Consider the following 20,125-nt stretch of genomic DNA (forward strand, 5'->3'; position numbering starts at 1 on the left):
AAAATTGAGGAGCAAAAGAGCGTCCACCCCCCCGCTCAGGCCGTCTTCATCTCCGCCGCCTCCTCCAGACCCAGCTCCTTGATCGAATCCTCTCTCATCTTGTACTTCTGAATCTTTCCGCTGACCGTCATGGGGAAATCGTCCACGAACTTGATATATCTGGGAATCTTGAAGTGCGCGATTCTGCCCTTGCAGAAGGCTTTGATCTCCTCTTGGTTGGCAGATGCGCCATTCTTAAGCTTGATCCAGGCCATCAGCTCCTCGCCATACTTCTTGTCCGGAACGCCGATCACCTGCACATCGCTGATGGCGGGGTGAGTATAGAGGAACTCCTCGATCTCTCGGGGATAGATGTTCTCTCCTCCTCGAATCACCATGTCCTTGAGCCTGCCGGTTATCTTGCAGTAATCGTTCTCGTCCAGCGTCCCCAGGTCTCCGGTATGCAGCCAGCCTTCTTCGTCTATGCACTGCTCCGTAGCCACGGGATTGTTATAGTATTCCCTCATGATCATATAGCCTCGGGCACAGATCTCGCCCGTCTCCCCACGGGGAACGATCTTTCCCGTCTTCGGATCCACGATCTTCATCTCTGTATGGGGCATGGGCTTTCCCACAGTCGAGACCCTCAGGTCCAGGGAGTCATCGGTGGATGACATGGTGATCCCTGGGGAGGACTCGGTCTGGCCGTAGGTTATCACCACTTCACGCATGTTCATCAGGGTGCTCACCTTTTTCATGAACTCAATGGGACAGGGCGATCCGGCCATGATTCCCGTGCGCAGGCTGCTAAGATCGAACTTGCTGAAATCGGGGTGCTCAAGCTCAGCCACGAACATGGTGGGAACTCCATGCACCGCGGTACAGCGCTCCTTTTCTACCGCGGAAAGGGTGGATACGGGGTCGAAGTGCTCTGCCGGCAGGACCATGGCGGTCCCGTGAGTCACAGAGGCCATATTGGAGAGAACCATGCCAAAGCAATGATAGAATGGGACCGGTATACATAGCCGGTCTTCTTCCGTGAATTTCATGCACTCTCCGATGAAGTAGCCGTTGTTCAGTATGTTATGGTGGGTCAGGACCACGCCCTTGGGAAATCCTGTCGTGCCCGATGTATACTGAATGTTGATGGGATCGTCGAAGTCAAGGCTCGCCTGCCTCTCCGCCAGAACCTCATCTGGAATCTCCTCTCCCATGCGGAGCACTTCCTCCCAGGTGTACATGCTGGATTGCTTCTCTCCCCTGATCAGGACAGCTGTTCTCAGGAAGGGCAGCTTCTCGGAGTGGATCTCTCCCGGTTTGCTGGTTTGGGCCTCAGGGCATACCTCATAGAACATCTTGACGTAATCCGAGCTCTTGAACCGGTCCATGAGGAGGAGGACCTGAGCCTCGGACTGGCGGAGGGAATACTCCAGCTCATGGGTCCTGTAGGCGGGGTTGATGTTCACCATAATGATTCCCGCTTTGGCAGTGGCATACTGGGTGATGATCCATTCTGCTATGTTCGTCGCCCATATGGCCAGGCGGTCGCCCTTCTTCAGCCCCAGAGCTATGAATCCCTTTGCCGTCCGGTTTAGCTCCTTTTGCAGCTCGCGATAGGTGTATCTCTTTCCCTGGTGAATGGAGACAAGTGCATCATTATCCGGATATTTCTCAGCAATCTCGTCGAACATATCCCCAATGGTCTTTCCAATAAGCGGTTTTTCTGAGCCGCGAAATGCATAGCTGTGGGAGATTTTGCCTGGCATGGAGCTTTTCTCAATCCCTCAGGGAATATAATTGTATCTGCTCTTTTTCGCTTTTTTCATTTATGAGTCCAGTCCGCTAGCATATGCTCATCCCCGCCCTCGTTATCCCCGTGCCTTTGATTTCTCGGGCATCTTACATATACCAATTTTTTATTATGATGTTTTACGAAATATTCATAAGATTTATGATATGAATAATTATGATCAATTCTCAAAAATAACTAAGTAAAGGCCAGAGAGAGATTTGCTCAGGTGAATGGATCATGAGAGCAAGAGGCTGGACCACATGGGCAGGTTATTCGCCAAAAGCAAGCGCAATGATGAATACGAATATTTTCAGGCTGTGCATGAAGCCCTGGGATCTGATTTTGCCGGAAGAGGGAATTGATGAGAGGCTGAGGAGCCCGGAGCCCTTCTGGAGGCTTCATGAGATGCATCTATCTGAGAAAGATGCAGCAAATAACAGCTTGCTGCCAGTGAGATCCAGAATAGAAAGGCCGGATAAAGTGTTTGTTTGAGCGCCAATAAATTTTATTTTTTTTAATGAATAAGCCAAGCAGTCTGCATATTTATAATCAGAGGTATCAAGGATGAATCTAAGAAGACCGAATGCCAATGAAGCAACAGGAACATTCAACCGATCAAGAAATGTGGTGCCGATGTCAGGAATCTGCACCAGATGCATAGATGGCTGCAAAGGTGGCTGCGAGACCTGGCTGGCCTCTTTCAGGGGAAGAGAGGTGCTGTATCCAGGACCATTCGGAGATATGACCGCTGGAGCGGACAAGAACTACCCCCTCGACTATTCCCACCTCAACATCCAGGGTTATGCCGTGGGAGCCTTCGGCCTTCCCGAGGGGGTGGAACCGGGACCGGACACGTCCATCTTTCCCAATGTGGATGTCTCCACCGAATATGGCTGGTCTGACAAGGTTTCGATGAAGCTTCCCATATTCACCGGTGCTCTGGGGTCTACGGATATCGCCCGGAAGAACTGGGAGCACTTCGCCATCGGTGCCGCTATATCCGGCATCACCATCGTCTGCGGGGAGAACGTCTGCGGAGTGGACCCCGAGCTGGTGCTGGATGGTCATGGTCAGGTGCAGAGGTCTCCGGAGATGGACCGGAGGATCGAGACCTACAGGCGCTTCCATGAGGGCTGGGGAGAGATCCTGGTGCAGATGAATGTAGAGGACACCCGCCTGGGGGTGGCAGAGTATGTCTCTTCCCGGCACGGCCTGGAGACAATAGAGCTGAAGTGGGGCCAGGGAGCTAAGTGCATCGGCGGGGAGATCAAGGTGGACCGCCTGGAAAGAGCCCTGGAACTGAAGTCCAGGGGTTATATGGTTCAGCCCGATCCAGGGAACCTGGAGGTGCAGATGGCCTACAAGTCCGGAGCGATAAAGGAGTTCGAGAGGCACTCTCGCCTGGGCTTCGTCTCCAGGGATGGCTTTTTCGATGAGGTTGACCGGCTTCGCGGCCTGGGATTCAAGCGCATCACCCTGAAGACAGGGGCCTACAGCATGGCTGAGCTGGCCATGGCCATCCGTTATGGAGCTGAGGCCAAGATCGACCTTCTCACCATCGATGGTGCCCCTGGAGGTACGGGCATGAGCCCCTGGCCGATGATGAACGAATGGGGCATTCCCACCTTCTACCTGCAGGCGCTGGTCTATGAGTTTGCCACCAAGCTATCCCGTCGGGGGAAGAAGGTGCCAGATATCGCTATGGCCGGCGGCTTTTCCACTGAGGATGGTGTCTTCAAGTCCATTGCCATGGGCGCGCCCTTCGTAAAAGCGATATGCATGGGCCGGGCGCTGATGATTCCGGGAATGGTAGGAAAGAACATCGGCAAATGGCTCGAGAAAGGAGAGCTGCCGGCCAGCGTCTCCAAGTACGGCAGCCGGCCGGAGGAGATATTCGTCTCCTACGAGGATCTTCATGCCAAGTATGGCAATGATATGAAGGATATCCCCTGTGGAGCAGTGGCCCTTTACACCTATTGCCAGAAGTTCAAGACGGGAATGCAGCAGCTTATGGCCGGATCGAGGAACTTCCGTCTCTCTACCGTCTCCCGAAAGGATCTGATGGCGCTCACTGAGGAGGCGGCCCGGGTCTCAGGAATAGATTATGTGATGAATGCCTACCGCGACGAGGCAGAGGCAATCCTCGACGCCTGGATAACGATAAGCGAATGAGGTGGGATTCATGATCTATGCTGTGATTGCAGTTCGATGAAGGAGGTTGCCACGGATGGCTCTCCTTTATCTATCCTCCTTTTCGGACTGCGGGATAGAGGGAACCTGGGGCCGGGCTAACCCTCTTCACTCTGTCAATGCCTTCTTCCTAAGCAATCTGTTATAGGCGATGGCAAACCTGTGGGCTTCATCCCTGATCTCCTGGAGATAGAGTGATGCTTTTTCATTCTTCTTTATATCCAGTGGCCCGTCCAGCCCTGGAACATAGATCTCCTCCTCTCTTTTGGCCAAAGATATGATGGGGACCTTAACCCTCATCTCCCGCAGCTCCTTTAAGGCTGAGCTGAGCTGGCCTGCGCCACCGTCGATGACAATCAGGTCCGGAAGCTCCTTATTCTCCTTCTTCAGCCGGGAGTAGCGCCTGCGCACCACCTCGGCGATGGAGGCGAAGTCGTCTCCACCCTGAACATCTCTGATCTTAAAGCGGCGGTAGTTGCTTTTGTCCGGCTTACCGCTCCGGAACTGGACCATCGAGCCCACGGCAAATGAGCCGGCCAGGTGGGAGATATCAAAGCACTCTATGACCTCGGGCTTTTTGGGCAGGTGCAGTGCCTCTTGCAGAGCTACTAGCTTTGCCCGATCGCCGAAGACGCTGATCTCCAGGTTCTTTTGGGCGAGCAAGAGAAGCTCTTTTTTCTCCCCCTGCTTGGGGACGGTGACCCGAACCTTCTTACCCTTCAGGTGAGCTAGGAATTCCTCCAGAGAATCATCGAATGGCTCCGGTGCGATCAGCTCCTCTGGAGGCTCGTTTTCCGAGTAGTACTGCACAACGAACTCCTCCAGAAAGTCCTCGCTGGAGGGAAACTGGTACTCCTCCTTTCCCGCCAGTGTGCCCCGATAGACTTTGAAGAGCATGAGATAGACGATTTCTTTATCCATCAAGTAGCTGATGATGTCCTGGTCATACTTGCGGTTCTGTTCAACCCTCTGCCGCTCCTGAAGCCGATCAAGTGCATTGATCTCATCCCTCAGTTCTATGGCCCGCTCGAAATCCTGCCGATTGGCCCGGCCCGTCATCTCCTCTTTCATAGAGCTGATCAGCTCAGCCGTCCTGCCGCTCAGGGCTGATTTAGCTCTCTGGACCCTTGCCTGGTAGTCCTTCTTCGTTATCTTGCCTATGCAGGGGCCTGAGCAGTGGCAGAGATGATAGCGAAGACACGCCCTCTTGGGAAGGCGCTTGCAGGTGCGCAGGCCAAAGGCTTTGCGAACTATCTGGTAGACGAATCCCCTCTCTTTGGCCGATACAAAGGGACCATAAAATGAGCCCGGGCCCTGGGCTTTGCGGGAGATTCTGATCCGGGGGAACTCTTCATCGGTCAGATGAATTGAGGCATAGCGGGAGGAGTCCTTGAGCTTGATATTATAGCGGGGCTGGTGCTTTTTAATGAGGGTGTTCTCCAAGAGAAGCGCCTCGACCTCAGTATTTGTGACTATGAAGTCCACCCCTTTTATGGCTGCCACCAGGGCCGCCGTCCTTGGGCTGTGGTTCTGCTTCTGAAAATAATTGGAAATCCTTTTTTTGAGGTCTCTGGCTTTGCCCACATATATGATATTGCCCCATTCTTCAGGGCTGTCCCGGAAAAGGTAGCATCCGGGAAGATGAGGAAGAGAATCTAAGGATATCATGATTTTGCCGTTGGATGCAATTGATCTGCCTGGGATTCGGGATGCCTATTGCTTAGCCGCTCTCACTCTGCTATGCTCTTCACAGTCGAATGGGGCGATGGATCGCTCAAAACAGATCCTGGAACCTCTTGATCTGGGCGCTCACATCATCGCTTTCAACGACACAGGATATAGCACACAGGCCGTCCGCTCCCGCCCCGATGACCTCCGGGGCGTTGGAGAGATTGATTCCTCCAATGGCTATCAGTGGTATGTCAATCTTCCGCCGGATCTCTTCGATGAGAGCAATCCCTGCGGGCTTTCCCGCGTCGGACTTCGTCGCCGTCTGAAATATCGGCGAAACACCAAGATAGTCGGCTCCATCTCTCTTTGCCACCAGAGCCTCGAACAAGCTGTGGACGGTCACCCCTATGATCATCTCCTCCCCCAGCATCTCGCGGGCAGTTTTGCAGGGCATGTCCGTCTGGCCCAGATGGACGCCATCTGCGCCCACGGCAAGAGCGATGTCTATTCGGTCGTTTATCAGGAAGGTTAGGTCCCGGCAGATCTCTCTCAGGTGCAGGGCCTCCTCATACATCTCCCGGGTTTCAGCATTCTTATTCCTGTACTGCACTGCATCAACCTTGCAAGAAGCAGCCTCCATCACATCGCTGATGTTCCCCGCCCGGCTCAATCTCGAATCGGTAATGAAATAGTATCCCTTCAATCTTCTATCCTCTGCATTCTCCTTATGGTCTCGGAATCCAGGTTGTAGACTGCATCATATAGGTTCTCCTTGAATGATCCCGGTCCAGCCGCAACCAGGGCCGCGATCTCTGCTGCCACCTCATAGCAGATCAGCCCGGAGACGGAAGCAACGACATGATCAGTTTCGACGGCCGCAAATGCTCCAATCACCGATGTGGCCATGCACCCTGTGCCCACTACATTGGCCATCATGGGGTGGCCGTTATGCACCCATATCGCTCTCTTCATATCGGCCACGATATCATCCTTGCCGGTGATGACCACAGTGCAACCTCGCTCCCCGGCAAGAGAATGGGCCACCCCCAGCAGGTTTGATTCGATATCTGCGGCATCAACTCCCCTGGTTTTGACATCCTCTCCTGCGATGCGGGCGACCTCGGACGAGTTGCCTTTGATGATGCTTACTTCGACTGCATCTAAGATCTCCTGGCATTTTTCGTCCCGGAACCTCGTCGCTCCGGCGCCGCAGACATCAAGGACCACGGGTATCTTTTTTTCATTGGCGCTAATTCCGGCAAGCAGCATGGCCTCAACGAATTCCGTGGTGAGGGTGCCGATATTCAGGACCAGAGAAGAGGCTATCTTTGCCATATCGGCTACCTCTTCCCTGGCATGTGCCATTACCGGAGAAGCCCCAAAGACCTTGACGATATTGGCGCAATCGTAAATGGTGACGAAGTTCGTCAGGTGGCATACCAGGGGCTTATCCCTTCTCACCCTCTCAAGAACCTCTGCTGCATCTAATATCATCCGACATCTCCTTGCTTTCGTCGGCTTTACAGCTCCACCATCTTGGCGCTCTTCACCCCTGGAACCTGCAATAGCCTTTTCATCAAATCATCGGGTACCATCTGGTCGACGCTCAGTACCATGAGCTGAGGCTGACCCTCGTCCATACGCCCTACATGCATTGAGCCGATGTTGATATTGCCCTCACCCAAAACCACGCAGCAGGGCCCAATGATATTCGGCTTGTCATCTATGACTGCTATCACCATGTCACCCTCTGTGGGAATATAGGTCCGGTAGAGATCAAGCTGCACAATGCGCTTCTCCTTGTTTCCTGAGACCGTGCCCTGAACCATGTTGATCACGCCGTTCTTGGTGAGCTTCATGGTTATGGCATTGCTGTATCCATTTATCGACTCGGTCTTGCTTTCCAGAAGTTTCACGCCCATCTCTTTGAGCGTCGTGGTGGCATTGACAAAGTTGATGCTGTCTTTTCCCATCAGGCAGCCCAAAAGACCCCTGATGGCTGATATGGTCACGGGTCTCGTATCCTTCTCGGCAATGGTTCCGCTATAGATCAACTCCAAGCTCTCAAAACCGCTGCCAACCATCTGTCCGAGCAGCGATCCCATCCTCTCGGCCAGCATCATATAGGGCTCCATGACCGCCAGCGTTTCCGGTGATATGGCAGGCATGTTGATGGCATTGGTGGGCAGTCCGCCTTTAGCTATGGCCAGGATCTGGTCTGCCACTGCTAAGGCGACATTGACCTGGGCCTCGGCGGTAGAAGCTCCCAAATGGGGAGTGGTTATGATCCTCTCCTGCCCGAGCAGGGGGTTTCCGGTGGGAGGTTCCTTGGTGAAGACATCGACCGCCGCTCCTGCAACCTTTCCTTCGGCCACAGCTTTGGCAAGAGCGGCCTCGTTGATGATACCGCCTCGAGCGCAGTTCACAATGCGAACCCCGTCCTTCATGATCTTGAACTCGTCATCGTCGATCAGGTTGCGGGTCTCATTGGTAAGGGGAGTATGGACGGTGATGAAGTCGCCCTCACGCAGAACGGTCTCCAGGTTCGCCAGGGTCAGCCCCATCTGCTGGGCCTTTTCTTCAGTCACAAAGGGGTCATAGGCTAAGATTCGCATGCCAAAGGACTTCATGCGGGTGGCAACCTCTGCTCCCACCCGGCCCAGACCGACGACGCCCAGGGTCTTGTTGAAGAACTCGACACCTGTGTACTTCTTGCGATTCCATTCGCCCTGGTGCAGGGCGGAGTTTGCCTGGGGTATGTTCCTGGCCAGGGCCAGCATCATGGCGATGGTGTGCTCGGCTGCGGAGATGGTATTTCCGCCGGGGGTATTGAGAACGATGATCCCCTTTTTGGTCGCGGCCTCTACATCCACATTGTCTATGCCCACACCGGCTCTGCCTATTACCTTGAGCCTTTTCGCGGCATTGATGACATCAGCCGTTACCTTGGTTCCGCTACGGATTACCAGGGCATCGTAGTCTGGGATCTTCTGGATGAGCTCCTCTGGAGAGAGGTTGGTGATAACATCGACATCAGCACCCGACTGCAGTCTCTTCACGCCGTCCTCTGCTAATGAATCACTGACAAGAACCTTCATGATCATACCTTCTTCCTCGGGGGCTAAAGACGTACAAGGATTTGATCCTTTCGAGAGCACACTTCAGAAGGGTATTAGCAATCTATTGGCTGGTCCTCATCTGTTCGATCATCTCTTGAGCAGCTCTGTAGTAAGCATCCCTGGGCATCAGCTCTCTGCTCACCGCCTTCTCCATATCCTCTGAGATCCTGCCGTCTTTTATCAGCTGGTGGCCAGCCTGCTTTGCTGCCTTGAAGATGCCTTCGATCAGTGCTGTCTCACCGGCTTTTATCATTTCATTCATGCCCTCTGCCATGGGCCTGAGAAGCGCGCCGGCAAACTCGCAGCCATCTTGTGGGTTGTCGTAGATGGCCTTCATCTGCACAAGAAGCGGATCGAACATGGAAATCTCCCAGGCGGAGCAGGTGGAGACGAGAACCGCTTTTTGCATCTTTGATCTGGGTTGGCCCATCACATAGGCCGGTAGCTGTCTGTCCATCAGAGTCTTAAGAGGGCCGGTAATTCCCGAATAATAGACCGGACTGGCCCAGACGATGACATCTGCATTTTTGATCTTTGGGAGGATGGTCTTCATGTCATCGTCTTTGGCGCAGGTGCCGGGATTCACAAACCAGCAGCTCATGTCTCCGCTGCAGGGCTCTATGTTCAGCTTCCAGGAATAGATCAGCTCAACATTTGCTCCCGCTTCCTTCAAGCCTTCCAGGAATGGATTCAAGATCTTCGCCGTATTTCCCTCGTTCATGTGAGGGCTTCCGTTTATGGCCAGGATGTCCATTTTATATCACACTGATATTTGTATTGGCCAATTGCTTATGTACATATCTTTTCACATAAATGGAATTTGGCTCTCTATCCAGACATCAGAGCAAATCATACTGCTCGATTCCTCTATCGAGCCACCAGATCTATCAGATCCTGATCGATGGGAGTTCTCTCGTCCACTGCGGACAGGAGCTCATCGTGAATAGAGCTCTCTGAGTAAAATAGGGTCACCAGGACGCCTGCATCCTTTGCCGCCTCGATGGCGGGGAGAAAATCGCTGTCCCCAGTGACGATAACCGCTTTTCCGATCATCCGCCCGCAGCTCAGCCGGACCAGGTCCGCGGCCAGGGCGATGTCCACCCTCTTTTGCACAAACTCTCCTCCCACCCGGCCCAGCCGCCCCAGCTTAACCTCGAATCTGGGGAGCTTTCGCAGAGTATAGACGAACTTGTCCATGGAGGCAAACCTGCGGCTCTCCTCGTCAGTGGAGGGACAGCTCTGGTAAGGCATGCAATTATAATAATAGGTCCGAAGACGCTCATAGTTGCCACAAAGAATGTCAGAAAAACGGGCGAGGTCGATCTTCGGCTTCCCGAAATCAACATCCAAAATCTTAGTCAGATACGCACCATCGATGAAGACTGCTGCACGATCAGCCAAACTGTTCACATCCAAGTCCATAATTACTGCCATCCTGGAAGAACGGCAGTGATCATTATCTCTGCTTGCTAACTCATTCCAACGTATATCTAATTTGCGTTTAGGGACAGCCTTTTCCCTTTTGATCGTTGCCACTTTTTACAATTTTGGTATAGTAACAGATTTTCGGCTCTTTGCTGAATTATGTGTGCTGGCCTGGCAGATATTGCAGCCTCTGTCTCTCTGCGCCTCTCAAGTTGGGTCAGAGGATCGCGGTTCACCTCATAAGCGCAGAGACAGAGAATTTGTGATTTAAGTTCACCAATAATAAATAGCGAGGAGCCAAATCTATTTCCGTCTCCTCCGGGCACCTGCCATCCCCAGACTGATCATGGCTAGAACCAGCAGTGCTCCAAAGCCTGGAGTAGTCTGTGCTGCGGATTCTACCGCCTCTTGGAACTCGCTGATTTCCATCGCTGCCTCAGCCAACGCCTCTTCTACCGCAAATCCGCCGGTCCTTGTCCCTCTGGTTGCTATCCTCTCCTTTTCTTTGGGGAAATCGTGTCAGAATATGCAGTTGATTTCCAAAGTCCGATCTGTATTGTGGACGATATGACTGGAGAAGGCTGTTTTTCAGTGGCGTCGCGCGCGAAAAAAAACGCGCGGTAGTGCCCTGGCCCCCTCAACGCCGGGGTGGCTTGGATAACAACAATTGACGAGGTTAAACTACAAACCCATAGCCAGGACGAAGTGCCATAGTTGCTCTGTTTACTGCTAAAAGCAGAATTCTCTGTACCTGCAGCTTCCTGGATTTGGGCACCTTCCAGGATCGCGCTCATAAAATATAAGGTCTTGTTTGCTGTCCCTTTCCTCAATGAACCACTGACGGACCTCATCGCTGATGATGAAGAAATCCCTCTCGATATGAGGTGTGGGGTGATTTTTTGGGAAGCTCAGGTAGACTGTGCAGCCGATGTTGATGGGAACCTCATAAAGGCTCTCGTAGACCAAGGCATAGCCGGTGGCAGAGAGCCGATGAAAGTCCCTCTTCTGCCCGGTCTTCAGATCGCATATCAGCATCCCGCCCATATTGATGGCATCAGCAGAGAGGTTGCGGCTTAAGCCCAAGTACTTACCATCGAGCTTGTGCTCTACAACAAAAGGCAGAGCATGATTGATCAGAGAATCATCGCTGAGGTATTTATATTTGGCAAGATAGGCAAAGATGGAAGAAACTATTCTGCTCACCTCGAATGACCAGAGCTTTCTCAGGTTATCGCTGACGCTTTGGCCGGCCTCTGCAGAGGGTGAGAATTTTGTTTGCGAGAGCTGCTCATTAGCTTCAACTATGGCGTCATCAAGCCGTTCCATCAAGATACCTGGCAGCTCGGCACAGATGCTCATGCCTTCTTTGTAGATGAGCCTCTTGGCAGTGGGATAAAGCTCTGCCATAGCCTGATGGTAGATGCGCCCTGCCACCATCTCCTCGCTGGCCGGGACGCTGACCTTCTGCACATGTCTCAGATAAGTGTCCCGACCGGTCTCGCAGTACCTGTCAGAGACCTCCCAGACGGGCATCAGTATATCATGTGGCGGCGATAGCTCAGAGCAGTGCCAGTTCCAGCCCCTGAGGTCCTCTGCTATTCCTCTCTCTCGTGTGCTCGGAATAAGCTTTTTTAAGAGATATTTGCGTTCTTCTTCGGAAAAGAAATACATGCACCCTCCAATAATGTATTGGAATAATTATATTATTTCTCTGTATGTGGTTTGGGCAAAATATTTCCAACACAGTACTTTCTATATTCGCAGTCTATGCATCGAGCGGAATTCCTGGTTCCTGCTGGCTCAATCTCATCCTCAATTATCTGAGCTATTTTTTCGATCATCTTCAGAGTGCGTCTGCGGATCTCATCGCCAAAGTCAATCTGCACATTTTTCTGATCCCTACTGTAATGGATGAAGCCCCGTCGGACGATGGTCTTAAAGCTCTCTTCTACCAGAAGGGCATAGGCGGCAAGCTGATACTTGTGGTTCAGGTGGATGCTTCCCTTATGGGATTGGCCGAACTTGTAGTCTACAGGTATGAATTCCCGGTTGGTTCTCACCAGGTAGTCTAAGACCCCTCTCAGGCCGAGGGTGCTGCTTTCCATTTCCACCCTGAACATTTTCTCTGCCTGGTCCAGCTCCGGATCGTAGAAGATCGCTCCCTTGCGGCGCTTCTCTTTGGCGGTGATTGAATCGTGCATCTCTATGCCCGTTTGCAGCTTCTGGTCAGGAGGTTTGGGAATGTGAAGGACATGGTCGAAGTAGATTATCTTTGGACAGTAAAGGTACTGCTTCACGTCGCTTACTGTGATCATCTCTCATATCCTTCCTTCACGATTCTTCACTTGCCATCACTTGCCTTCACTTGTCTCTGCTTGTCTTCGCTTTCTCTCATGGCTAAAAGACGGACACGTCCTCCTCCTCGACCTCATAGATCTCGCCGATGCTATCTTTGAGGGAGAAACATTTGCTGCACATCGGATAGAACTGAATGTTTCCCTCCTTTTCGTGCATCATTCTCTCCAGCCGCAGGCGAAGCTTTTCTCTGGTGTTGTGGTTCATGATGCCCCAAAAGGCGCTCTTCTGGATGCGGATGCAGCCGAAGTCCAGCAGAACTTTGGCCACCCTGGCTCTCAGGCTGTTATCACTGATATCGTAGATGATTATGGTATCCACTGGCACCTCCCAGGAATCATCACGAACTCCATCACCATCTTGGGGTGAATGGCTCGTAACATGGCCTCTCTCCGCGGAGGAAGGTAGCAACAGATGATGCCTGAGAACGGATGATGTTTCTCAGGATCTGGCTCTTCTCTCGGTAGGTTATTCTCTCGTCCAGTCGGCCATAGAATGCCTTGGAGGCAATCTTTATGCCGTCCTTAGTCATGCGGCAGTCATCCTGAAAGTGGCCTTGCCGCATCTCCCTGGCTAGGCTCACCACCACCCTGTCCACCACCAGGGGCCTGAACTCCTCCATCATGTCGTAGACCAGCTTTTCTTTGCCTGGCCGGTCGGCATGAAGAAAGCCGGCGTAGGGGTCCAGTCCTGCATAAAGGATTGCTGCCCAGACCTCCTGCTCCAGGAGATAGTAGCCGAAGTTCAAGAGAGAGTTGATCTGGTCCCTGGCTGCAGGGTAGTCTCGGCCGGGGAAGCTCCAGTCATCTGGGATCAGCTTGGCCCAGGTCCTCCAGTAGATCTCCGCCCCTATTCCCTCCACTCCCATGATCTCTCCCCGGACATCATCCACCTTCCCTTTTATGAGATTGAGCCTGGGGATGAGCTCCTCTATCTGATTAGAATTATTGCGGAACTCTCCCCAAAGGTCCTGCCTTTCGCCCTTCCACTTTTTTGCGAATGATTTTAAGAGGGAGGCCTGATTTTTCAATTTGCCGCGGACGAAGGATCTGGCCAGGTTGGTTCCGCGGGAGTCGTTATAGGCATTGTACTGCTCCCTTCTGGTCTTCACTGTTCCTCCCAGGCTTGCCGGGATGAGCCTGGCCATGGGCTTGCCATAGTAGCTGGCGAAGACCACCTCGACACCCAGCTCGTCTGCCATCTGAATGGCATCGGAGGAGACAGAGATTCCGCTGCCCAGCACCAATATCTGCTCCACTCCCCGAGCAGGCACGAGCACATCGGGCAGATCCTTTCTAGTGATGCGAAACTGCTCGCTGGATTTGCCCAAGAATGTCCCCCGGTCAGAGAGGATGATGCGAGACATTTGAGAAATATTGGTTTCATAGGGGATATTACTTTCGGATGGCAAGGAAAAAGTTTAAAGTGCTATGGGTTCATTTGAGGCCAGGATTGGAGTGCAATGCTGAAACCATCATTGATTGACGGATACGCTTCCTTCTTCAAGGAAATCACAAGTTATTGCCCATATCCATATCAAGAGAAGGTCTTCTCATTGCTTGATCGTGGAAAATCCGTAGTTCTTCGAGCCCCCACTGGCTCAGGAAAAACTCTATCAGTTATTATGCCTTATCTATATCTCAGAAAAAATAATGAGAAAATGGCGGATAGAATAATCTACGCTTTACCTATGCGTGCTTTGGCTTTTGACCTTTATAATTCGACAATACAGACAGCCGAAAAGGCCGGATTTTGTGTAGTAGAAGATCCTGAGAAAAGGAGCGGCGAAGACAGAGATTCGGAGATTTGCATAACAATACAGACGGGAGAACTCCAAAACGATCACTTTTTTGAAGGAGATATAATTTTCACAACTATTGATCAACTGCTATCTGGTTATCTAACATTGCCCGTATCGCTTCCAGATAGACTCGGAAATATAAATATAGGTGCAATAATTGGGTCGTTAATTGTATTTGATGAAGTACATCTGATGGAGTTTCAAAGATCATTCTTAACTGCAACAGAGATGATGAATAGATTCGAGGGCTTGGCCCAGTTTTTTGTTATGACTGCCACTTTGACTGAGCCCACGCAGAAATGGCTGGCAAAGCAAATAAAGGCTGAACCCATAACCTGTAGCATAAATGAGTTAAAGAGCGTACCCGGCTATGAGAAAAGGAGCAGAGTTTATTCATTTGAAAATAGTCCGATATCCTCAGACACAGTAATCAAGAATCACAGACAAAAGACGTTGGTCATATGTAATAGAGTAGATAAAGCCCAACAAATCTATTCAGAGCTCAAGGAAAAGCTCATAAATGCAGATACGAAAATAGCTCTTCTGCACAGTCGCTTTTTTAAGAGGGATAGGAGCGAGATAGAGAAGAATCTGCAGCTTTGGTTTGGTAAAAGATCTGAGGATGTAAATGCAATACTGGTTTCAACCCAAGTTGTTGAAGCAGGAATTGATATTTCGTGCAATACGATGCATACCGAGTTAGCTCCCGCAAATTCTCTTATCCAGCGTGCTGGGCGATGTGCAAGGTATTCAGGAACGGGTAATGTATTCATTCATGAAATAGAGGATCCATCTAATCCACTTCCTTACCCTAAAAATGAAGTTGATGCTACCAGAAAAGAGATAAAGAATTTCAGAGAAAAAGAGCTTGATCCAGATTTTGAGAAGGATTTGGTTGAACGAGTTCATGCTCCTCTTGATGATTCAAGGCTAATTGATTCTCTTCAGAATCGTCGCGGTGAAGTGAATGAGGCAATGGATCACGGTCATTCTTCCAGCATTCAAAAGCTGATAAGAGAGGTGGACAGCGTTAATATTATTCTCACTCCAAATCCTCATAGCGAAAATTTGGAGATTTCATGGCCCGAGATGCTATCTGTTCCGAGATCAACATTATACAAGTTGAAAAAGAAGGGTGCAGATGATTGGATCTTCAAGATTCCTATCTTCAGCGATGATGAAGAGTTCAAAGGCGTAAAATGGGAAAAGGTGGAATCTGTCCGAGATATTTCCTGGCTGGTTGCATTGAATCCCAAATTTGCCAGGTATTCTCAGGAAGTTGGCCTGATATTTGGTGAAGAGGGGACGAGGTGCATTATCCTAAATAAAAAATCCCCGTATAAAAGCTATAAATATTCTTGCGAATCCTTCCAGGAACATACCCATCGCGTCATCGCAGAGGCAAGATCTTTAATTCCTCTCTCTGATAAAGGAATAATGAAACTCTCCAAAAAGATGAGGCTGGACAGAAATCATTCCATTGAGAAGATGATCCTTCTTGCTTGTGCTCTTCATGATACTGGAAAATTAAGCGTCAGGTGGCAGGGCGCTATGAACAGATGGCAAGGAATTTCAAATCCAAATGCAGAGCAATTTATCAAAGGATTGCCCTTAGCCCATACGACTTACGATCCAGTCAAAGATTGGATAAGAATGCAGGAGCTGAAGATACAGAAAGGTCCGCATGCTGCAGAGGGAGCATATGCAGTTTTTACAATGATATTTAAAGGAAGTCAAACTATGCTTGGCGACGGCGACGATACACAAAATATGGCAATTGGCATCATGGCAGCTATAGCCAGGCATCATGGGCCTAGGACATCTAATCTTCAACCGTTTGAGCTGATTCCGCAAGCGAAAAACGTATTAAATGATGCTATGAAGACGTTGGAGATTGACTTAGGGGATATGGAAATTAGCGAAACACCAAACAAGGATGTAATCGATTCATTCAGGCAGTATTTAAAAATTAGCGAAATAGATAATGGAATTTTCCTATACTGGTTATCAGTAAGAATCATTCGATTAGCTGACCAAAGAGCAACATCTAAGATTGGAGCCTGAAATGAGCCAGAGACTTTGTTTTAAAATCCCAAGGGAGACCAATACTTATGCCGATGTCCTTATGGCCTTGGGTACGGCGAGCCTACTGAATGAGATTTATGGAGATGAGGCCAGAACTACGATAGAGGATAGAGGTGATAATCTTTCCATCGAAGTCTCGAGCGATAAAGGTTTAGAGTTTTTAGATACTTTTACGCGACTTGACATAGGATATCCTTTTGTAAAACAAAAGAATGATGAGATAATACCTAACGGCGTAGACGATGTTTTTGATTATGAAAAGAATAAAGAAATTGAAGAGGCATATAATAAATTCATTAAGACATCTGGAAAAAGGAAAAATAAAATCAGCAATAAAATGATTGATTCTGGATTTGATAAGCCTTATGAACCCGATCCTAATCTCAAGCTTCACAAAATTTTGGCATCTATGCGCAAAGGTTGGAAAAGCGACAAAGAGTTTCATGAGTACTTTATTAACAATAGAGAGAAGATATCAAAATTAGCGATGATCAACCTTAGGCACCTGTCAGATCCATGCTTTGAGAAATGCAGTTCTGATGATCTTGACAAAATCGTATCTGGATCTCAGGTTCTTCTACCAATTGGCGGTAAAGGTGTCAATAGGTCAAAGCCAGATTCTACAGGCAAGTCTGGACTGCCGTCTGATTTCATCGATTGGTTTTCAGAATGGATGAAGTATCGTGGCATGTTTAAGTTCCTGCTTCCATATAGGAATGGAGATGATTTTAAGTTTTTAGTTATAGTTCCTAAGGATATCTCATATAATTCCGTGGTATCGATACATAATGATCTCTTTAAAATGAATTTATGGGGCGGAATAAAACTGGATATTCAGGCTACGCTCAGTCTTGCTAAAATTCTAGTCAATCATTCAGAAGAATACGATAAAGAAAAAGGTTCTTTCAAGATGCTAAATAGGCGTCCCAACCAGGTAATCGAAGGATTATATCAGGCCTATTTTAAAAGCATGGGAACGGCTGCTTCACTGATGAACTATTCATTCATCGGGTTGCCTGGATGGTTCACAATCGATGATAATAAAACCGCGCATGAATTTATGGATATTTTAGATGAGCACGGAAAATGCATTGGTGCTCTTCAAGAAGAGATCTCCAGTGATATTCCCCTTCTCCAGGATTATCGTAATTTTCTATCCTCAGGAGATTATAGGCATTTTCTGGAGTTTTTATCACTTTTTGGAACATATGTCATGCAGAGGAGAGAGAAAAACAAATGGGTAATGCAATTTACAGTTCAAAACCTAAGGAGGATTTTTATGGTCGATAAGGATTACTCTGAGATAATATCTGATGAAGGATTTTTGAATTTGGCATCCGCTATACGAAGAGCCACTGTTAATGCACAATATCGTAAAGCACAAGGCAGGCGAGATTGGGATATCAAGTATGGATTAGCCCAGGATTGGAAGCGAGTAGCAGAGCAGCCTGACAAGCTGGTTATTGCTATATCGGAATTTGTCCAACAATATAACGCAGAAAATGCAAGACATGCAGAAGAGAATAAAGAAAGAAGAAAAAATATAACAACAAGAGATCTGGACCAAGTTCTAAACTTAATCAAGAATTACGGCTCATTCCTGGTTGGAATGCTTCTCTTAGCCTACGGATATGCAAGAGATGTCAAAGAAACGGATGAATCAAATAGTACTGAAATTAAAGAAGGTGAAATCAAATGAAAATAAACTCTATAAGCATATCTGGACTATTAACCCTTAATATGCATGCATTAAATAATGAGGGCAGTGAAGGAAACTATCTCCAGACAAGGATGGTTGAAATAGTAGATGAAAAAGGAATCGCTCATTCGGTGAATGCCATCTCGGGAGACATGTTTAAACATATTCAGGCCGATCATCTATATTCCCTTGCACGTGAAGAAAACATATCCCTTTGCGATGGCTGCTCGAAGGACAATCCAAATAGAATAAATGTTGATAGTGGCTTTGTCCAAGGATTTTCCGAAGGAGCAAAAGATGCAGAAATTCTTGATAAATTATTGGAAAAATGTGCAGGAGATGACATCGAGGGAATTCTCATCACGCAGGAGATAGGAAAGAAAAAAAGAGCCATCGGCAGGAAATCGATAATAGAGTTCGGTTGGGCGGTTGGTGAGCCGGAGAAAACAAAAACCGAGTCTTATTTTCATGTCAAGTTTGATCAGACCGAGAGAGCCAGTGGAAGAGGAGATGAGAGTACTGGCGCCAACATAGGGCAAAATATTTTTCACAGGCCCGCGTCAAGCGGCAGATATGCAATAATCTTAAATGCCGATTTATGTCGAATAGGTTTCCCATGGAAAACCAAAAAAAATCAAATGCAAGAGGCTAGCTATCCACCTCCATCAGATGACCTTTTCTGGTCGGGCTTGTTCACAGAAATATCTTCAAGCGCTCGCAAGAGAGCCTTCTTCCGGCTACTATCGCTCATTCCATAAAAGGCATCTACAATTGCAGCTACCTTATCCGTCAGATGCTCATCCTTCAAAGAAGGTTCATGGCAGGACTCATTTCGACCTTTTTTCCTCTTTCTGCAATCAACCTCTTGATAGAACTCCTGGTTGATCAGAAGATGATAAATCAGACAGATGAGTTTCCTGGCTACGGCAACGATTGCCACATTGTGCTCCTTCTTTTTGCTCAGCCTCTTGTAGAATCTGGACAGCCCTGTATTTTTCATATTAGCTATTGTCTGGGCAGCCTCGACAAGTACAACTCGGATATACTTGGAACCGCGCTTTGTGATCCCGCATTTCCTCTTTTTGCCGGCAGATTCATTTTCTCCAGGATTGAGGCCACACCATTTCGCCAGCTGTTCAGGGGTCTGAAAATCTCTGTAATTTCCGATCTCTGACAGGATGACCGAACCTGAGATAAATGCGATTCCAGGAATGGACATAACGATAGCCAGATCCTTGCTCTTATTTTGAATCTTTTTCAGAATGTTTAGGCTTGTCTTCTCTATTTTGGATTCGACATTGTCCATGATTTCAAGAGAATCGCTGATCAGCATTCGATTTGTCTCGCTCAGTTCATTGGCAAGTGCTGATCTGATCTCGTCTTGCTTTTTCCTGATCTTTCCGGAGGGTATGCCTTTCAGGATCTCTTCGACGGGCTTGTCTTCAGCCAGACCTCTTATGATATGTGTTCCTGATTTGCAGAATATGTCGTCCATAGAAGAGCTGAGTTTAATGCCGTTTGATGAGAGATATTTGTGTATCCGATTCTTGAACTGAGTTCGTGTCTTGACATATCCTGACCTGGCTCGCGTTAGGTTCCTGAGCTCTCGGTCTTCATCGGAAAAAACCCGAGATCTCTTGATTTGATTATTCAAGCACAGAGTTGCAATACGCTTTGAATCTTTTGAATCTGATTTATCGTTTGGAATGGACTTTATCTGCAGCGGATTGGCAACAATGGTATCTATGGTTCGGCTCAGAACATCATAAATCGGGATCCAATAGACTCCTGTAGCTTCAAATGCAACCTGTTCGCATTTGTTGTCTGCAAGCCAGTTTCTGAATCTATCAAGCTCGGATTTTGTTGTCCCAAAATTCTCTCGAATCGACGGCACTTCGTCGCCAGTTATTGTGGCAACGATCAGATCTTTATGGACATCTGCACCGCAAACTCTTTCTCTTCGTTTTTTCATATATGTCTCTGCCTGATATGGGCAGATGATCATTCCC

At 49.0% G+C, this 20,125-nt stretch carries 18 protein-coding genes; 5 read left to right on the forward strand and 13 right to left on the reverse strand.

Annotated features, from left to right (window positions below; translation table 11 throughout):
• Positions 1-35 precede the first annotated feature (35 nt).
• Positions 36-1,745, reverse strand: a complete 1,710-nt coding sequence (locus tag MCON_RS14205) for an AMP-binding protein (RefSeq protein ID WP_013720628.1) — start codon at positions 1,743-1,745, stop codon at positions 36-38.
• Positions 1,746-2,008: 263 nt separating this feature from the next.
• Here MCON_RS14205 and MCON_RS14210 point away from each other — a divergent pair, with 263 nt between their 5' ends.
• Positions 2,009-2,263: a hypothetical protein gene (locus MCON_RS14210; protein ID WP_157863845.1), complete on the forward strand. Its 255-nt coding sequence runs from the start codon at positions 2,009-2,011 to the stop codon at positions 2,261-2,263.
• 72 nt (positions 2,264-2,335) lie between these two features.
• Positions 2,336-3,943, forward strand: coding sequence for an FMN-binding glutamate synthase family protein (locus tag MCON_RS14215; protein WP_013720629.1), 1,608 nt, complete (start codon positions 2,336-2,338; stop codon positions 3,941-3,943).
• Between the two features lie 126 nt (positions 3,944-4,069).
• On the opposite strand, the gene uvrC is transcribed toward MCON_RS14215, so the two are convergent.
• The 11 genes from uvrC to cas1 form a co-directional block, all read right to left on the reverse strand.
• Positions 4,070-5,629: an excinuclease ABC subunit UvrC gene (uvrC, locus tag MCON_RS14220; RefSeq protein ID WP_013720630.1), complete on the reverse strand. Its 1,560-nt coding sequence runs from the start codon at positions 5,627-5,629 to the stop codon at positions 4,070-4,072.
• A gap of 106 nt (positions 5,630-5,735) precedes the next feature.
• Entirely contained in the window at positions 5,736-6,335 is a 600-nt protein-coding gene (thiE, locus tag MCON_RS14225; protein ID WP_013720631.1) for a thiamine phosphate synthase, read from the reverse strand.
• Positions 6,332-7,126: a hydroxyethylthiazole kinase gene (gene thiM / locus MCON_RS14230; protein ID WP_013720632.1), complete on the reverse strand. Its 795-nt coding sequence runs from the start codon at positions 7,124-7,126 to the stop codon at positions 6,332-6,334. The genes thiE and thiM overlap by 4 nt, the downstream gene beginning before the upstream one ends.
• 26 nt (positions 7,127-7,152) lie before the next feature.
• Positions 7,153-8,730, reverse strand: coding sequence for a phosphoglycerate dehydrogenase (serA, locus tag MCON_RS14235; RefSeq protein WP_013720633.1), 1,578 nt, complete (start codon positions 8,728-8,730; stop codon positions 7,153-7,155).
• Between the two features lie 82 nt (positions 8,731-8,812).
• Positions 8,813-9,505 carry a flavodoxin family protein gene (locus MCON_RS14240; RefSeq protein WP_013720634.1) on the reverse strand — a complete coding sequence of 231 codons (693 nt, stop codon included), beginning with the start codon at positions 9,503-9,505 and terminating at the stop codon, positions 8,813-8,815.
• A gap of 113 nt (positions 9,506-9,618) precedes the next feature.
• Entirely contained in the window at positions 9,619-10,173 is a 555-nt protein-coding gene (locus MCON_RS14245; protein ID WP_013720635.1) for an NYN domain-containing protein, read from the reverse strand.
• A gap of 306 nt (positions 10,174-10,479) precedes the next feature.
• Positions 10,480-10,605, reverse strand: coding sequence for a hypothetical protein (locus tag MCON_RS16995; RefSeq protein WP_269798821.1), 126 nt, complete (start codon positions 10,603-10,605; stop codon positions 10,480-10,482).
• Positions 10,606-10,905: 300 nt separating this feature from the next.
• Positions 10,906-11,847: a type I-A CRISPR-associated protein Cas4/Csa1 gene (gene cas4a / locus MCON_RS14250; RefSeq protein WP_013720636.1), complete on the reverse strand. Its 942-nt coding sequence runs from the start codon at positions 11,845-11,847 to the stop codon at positions 10,906-10,908.
• Between the two features lie 32 nt (positions 11,848-11,879).
• Positions 11,880-12,491, reverse strand: a complete 612-nt coding sequence (gene cas4, locus MCON_RS14255; protein ID WP_048132626.1) for a CRISPR-associated protein Cas4 — start codon at positions 12,489-12,491, stop codon at positions 11,880-11,882.
• Positions 12,492-12,573: 82 nt separating this feature from the next.
• Positions 12,574-12,852, reverse strand: coding sequence for a CRISPR-associated endonuclease Cas2 (gene cas2, locus MCON_RS14260; RefSeq protein WP_013720638.1), 279 nt, complete (start codon positions 12,850-12,852; stop codon positions 12,574-12,576).
• Positions 12,853-12,883: 31 nt separating this feature from the next.
• Entirely contained in the window at positions 12,884-13,897 is a 1,014-nt protein-coding gene (gene cas1 / locus MCON_RS14265; RefSeq protein WP_013720639.1) for a CRISPR-associated endonuclease Cas1, read from the reverse strand.
• Positions 13,898-14,008: 111 nt separating this feature from the next.
• Here cas1 and cas3 point away from each other — a divergent pair, with 111 nt between their 5' ends.
• From cas3 to MCON_RS15775, 3 genes are read left to right on the forward strand one after another with little or no spacing between them, the layout of a single operon-like run.
• On the forward strand, positions 14,009-16,396 hold the full coding sequence (cas3, locus tag MCON_RS14270; protein ID WP_162145026.1) for a CRISPR-associated helicase Cas3': 2,388 nt from the start codon (positions 14,009-14,011) through the stop codon (positions 16,394-16,396).
• 1 nt (position 16,397) lies between these two features.
• A complete protein-coding gene (locus MCON_RS14275) occupies positions 16,398-18,116 on the forward strand; it encodes a hypothetical protein (protein ID WP_013720641.1) in 1,719 nt (572 codons plus the stop codon).
• On the forward strand, positions 18,113-18,874 hold the full coding sequence (locus tag MCON_RS15775) for a DevR family CRISPR-associated autoregulator (protein ID WP_083804743.1): 762 nt from the start codon (positions 18,113-18,115) through the stop codon (positions 18,872-18,874). The genes MCON_RS14275 and MCON_RS15775 overlap by 4 nt, the downstream gene beginning before the upstream one ends.
• Here the strand turns inward: MCON_RS15775 and MCON_RS14280 are convergent.
• Positions 18,769-20,121: an IS110 family RNA-guided transposase gene (locus MCON_RS14280; RefSeq protein WP_048131613.1), complete on the reverse strand. Its 1,353-nt coding sequence runs from the start codon at positions 20,119-20,121 to the stop codon at positions 18,769-18,771. The genes MCON_RS15775 and MCON_RS14280 overlap by 106 nt on opposite strands.
• Positions 20,122-20,125 lie beyond the last annotated feature (4 nt).

The organism is Methanothrix soehngenii GP6 (assembly GCF_000204415.1).
GTDB lineage: Archaea > Halobacteriota > Methanosarcinia > Methanotrichales > Methanotrichaceae > Methanothrix > Methanothrix soehngenii.